Source organism: Gilvimarinus sp. 1_MG-2023 (assembly GCF_030548285.1).
This window is the reverse complement of the sequence record NZ_JAUOSC010001728.1, coordinates 1-235: the sequence shown is the minus strand read 5'-3', so window position 1 is coordinate 235 and position 235 is coordinate 1. Positions and strand designations below refer to the sequence as shown.

Sequence of the window (235 nt, the reverse complement as noted above, 5' to 3'; positions counted from 1 at the left end):
ATATAAAATTAATTAATGTTTTAAAGGATAAAAAAGCTATAGAGAAATACGGGGAAAAAGGAAAAGAGGGGGGTGTTGAAATTACATCGAAATGGACGTTTGAGGTTTTAGGTCAGGATGGCAATATTGTGGGTGGAAAAGAGATGACAAGAACAGGAAAGGAAAGTTTAAGCCCGGATAATATTCAATCAATGAATGTTTTAAAGGATGAAAAAACTATTGAGGAATATGGAGG

1 protein-coding gene is annotated in these 235 nt (G+C 33.6%); it reads left to right on the top strand.

The window, feature by feature from the left end:
• The coding region (locus tag Q4563_RS22645; protein ID WP_303606152.1) for a hypothetical protein at positions 1–235 on the top strand (235 nt) is incomplete at both ends.